Origin of the sequence: Cytophaga sp. FL35 (assembly GCF_014349235.1) — a bacterium.
Classification (GTDB): Bacteria; Bacteroidota; Bacteroidia; order Flavobacteriales; family Flavobacteriaceae; genus Euzebyella.
Genome location: NZ_JACSOH010000065.1, coordinates 1 through 2367, shown reverse-complemented (window position 1 = coordinate 2367; position 2367 = coordinate 1). Strand labels below are relative to the sequence as shown.

The following is a 2367-nucleotide window of genomic DNA, read 5'->3' as shown; positions in this document are numbered from 1 at the left end:
AATTGGAGCGGAGCGACAATGTAGCGATTTGGGTTCACCTTTAGGTGAATTGTGCATCATCGGTTCGTGTATGATTAGTTGCGGACTTTTCCAACGGAAAATGTCCGCCTGACTCTAAAGATAATTGATTGCAAAGGATTCCGTTTTAGGAATCCGACCGCAATTAATTATAAACCGTGTTGGCAATAGTTTTTATTTAAGAAAAAAATGAGGTTTTAAGTTTTTTTTATTTTCAAACTGTTTAAGGTTAATTTCACTGATACCTGGGTCGTTGGTCGAGTAAGTCACAGGAAATTCCTTTCCAACACACCCCTTTGTACCGTCGGGGCATTCAAAGTAATTACCTGTCCATTGTCCTTCGTATTCAATTCCGTCCACAGTGTATTTATAAGTCCCCATATAATTTTGATAAGAAAACTTGAAATTCTTAATAACACCTACTGTAACTTGTCCGTCATTAAGCAGGTATTTCTTTCTAGTATTTATAAATAGTCCAAAAATGACTAATCCAACAAGTAAAGAAGTTACCAAATACTTCCTTTTTTTCTCTTTAATCAATTTTAGGATTTTTCAATTATTGCCAACGGTCTCGTATAACCGTCAGTTACGGGTTAAAGTACGCAAATTTTTCGGTTTAGCACTGACGTTAGCAATTCCGAGTGGATTCGGACGCAGTCGAATCCGCCGTAATTGCGGTTATACATTGTTGGCAAATCGTTTTTTATTTTCATAATATTTTAATTCCGATAAAAAGAGTAGCTACAATTATAATCAAAAGTCCAAACGAAAATAATTTGTCAGAATCTTTTACGTGAGGATTTTTTGCTCCAAGTCCGTCATTTATTTCGTCTGAATATCTCAAAAAAAGAATGAAATCTCTTTTATGTATGTTTTCACTAATCTTTTTAAAAAGTCGGTCAAAAATCCAATAAACTATTGGAACACAAAATCCGAAGTACATAACCTTATCATCTCTAAATTCAGATTTTGAGTATAAAAGTCCAAATATTCCGAATGCTAAAAGTCCGATGCAAATCAACCACACTATTTTTTCGGTCATCCATTTCTTTTTCCTTGTGTAAAGAATAAAGAAACTAACTCCGAGTGCAATTCCAATTCCGATTATGCTATTATCCAATTCAGTTTATTTTTCTTTACCGTAAAGTTGCTCTTAAATGTTTGCCAACGGTCTCGGCTATGGATAGTTGCGTAGTTAGGTTACTAATTTAGCAAAAGTTCTTGAACCAGAGGAAAATCCGTAGGATTTTCCGAGTAAGTACAGACCGAGCAATTATTTATAGCCATTGTTAGCTGTAGTTATTTCATTTTTAATTCATTCGTTAGTTTGTCGAATTCCGAAAGTGTTTTTTCGAAATTATCTTTCACTAAGGCATTGACTAAAACAGCACGAGTTCCATTTACAATACTGGTCATTTTAATCTGTGTTTTCTCGTTATTTAAAGTTCCAATTATTAGTTCTTCATAACATTCAAATCCATTTAGTTTTTTTCTGTCCGTGACTTTTCTTTCTGAAACGACTAGTCCATTGTTTTTTAATGAGTTTAGGCTATTGTCAAAGAGCAATTTGGGATTCATATTAGGTCTGTCAGTTGGTATTTGTGAAACTAGATATGCAGATTCTCCCATAAAGTTATCCTTTTTTACCCCATTTTTTGTGTAAAGGAACATATTAGACACAGTTTTCGAGTATTTGTATGAGCTTTTTGAATCGTCCAATTCAAAAAATGCTATTTCAAAAGGGTCAACTGCCCTTTTTTTGTCATATTTTATAGTTAACAAAGCCTCTTTTATTTTTTCAATTTTATCTTTTTCAAAATCAGGTACAAATGCCATTGCCATTACTGAAAACTCATTATCGCCAAATACAAGCTGTAAGCTTTTTTGATTTGCATTTCCTTGAAGGAATGCAAGTTTTGCTGGATAATTGTCAATTTTAAGTTCTTGAAATTCAAAAACTTCTATTCCCTTTTTTTCAAAATTTTCTTTAGTGAAGTTTTTGGCATTTGAGTTATAGTTTCCGCCAAAAAGGTCCATAAATTGAATTAGAGATTGTCCACTTTCAAATCCGATAAAGTCTTTTGAAGGTTTAAAATTTTCAGGTTGTTCTATATAAATTCGTGTACCAAGAACTAAAGTTTTTTCAGAATTCTGTTTTTTACTTTCAGTAGATTGTCCACAAGCACTTAAAGTAAGTGAAAGTGCAATAAATAATAATTTTATTCTCATTGTTTGGGTTTAATTACAGCTAACGCAGGGCTATGTGTAGTGGTGCGATTGGATTTTTATTTGTCGTACCGAAAGGTACGTAAAAAAGAAAAATACAAGGGAGCACACCGGATTGCATAT

General features: G+C 33.0%; 3 protein-coding genes. All 3 read right to left on the bottom strand.

Annotated features, from left to right (window positions below; translation table 11 throughout):
- Positions 1–192 precede the first annotated feature (192 nt).
- The gene (locus BIZ36_RS20535; protein WP_187459728.1) at positions 193–558 is read right to left on the bottom strand and encodes a DUF3592 domain-containing protein; all 366 of its coding nucleotides are present in this window, start codon (positions 556–558) and stop codon (positions 193–195) included.
- A gap of 169 nt (positions 559–727) precedes the next feature.
- Entirely contained in the window at positions 728–1138 is a 411-nt protein-coding gene (locus tag BIZ36_RS20530; protein ID WP_187459727.1) for a hypothetical protein, read from the bottom strand.
- 179 nt (positions 1139–1317) lie between these two features.
- Complete coding sequence (locus BIZ36_RS20525; protein WP_187459726.1) at positions 1318–2247, bottom strand: hypothetical protein; 930 nt, start codon at positions 2245–2247, stop codon at positions 1318–1320.
- Positions 2248–2367 lie beyond the last annotated feature (120 nt).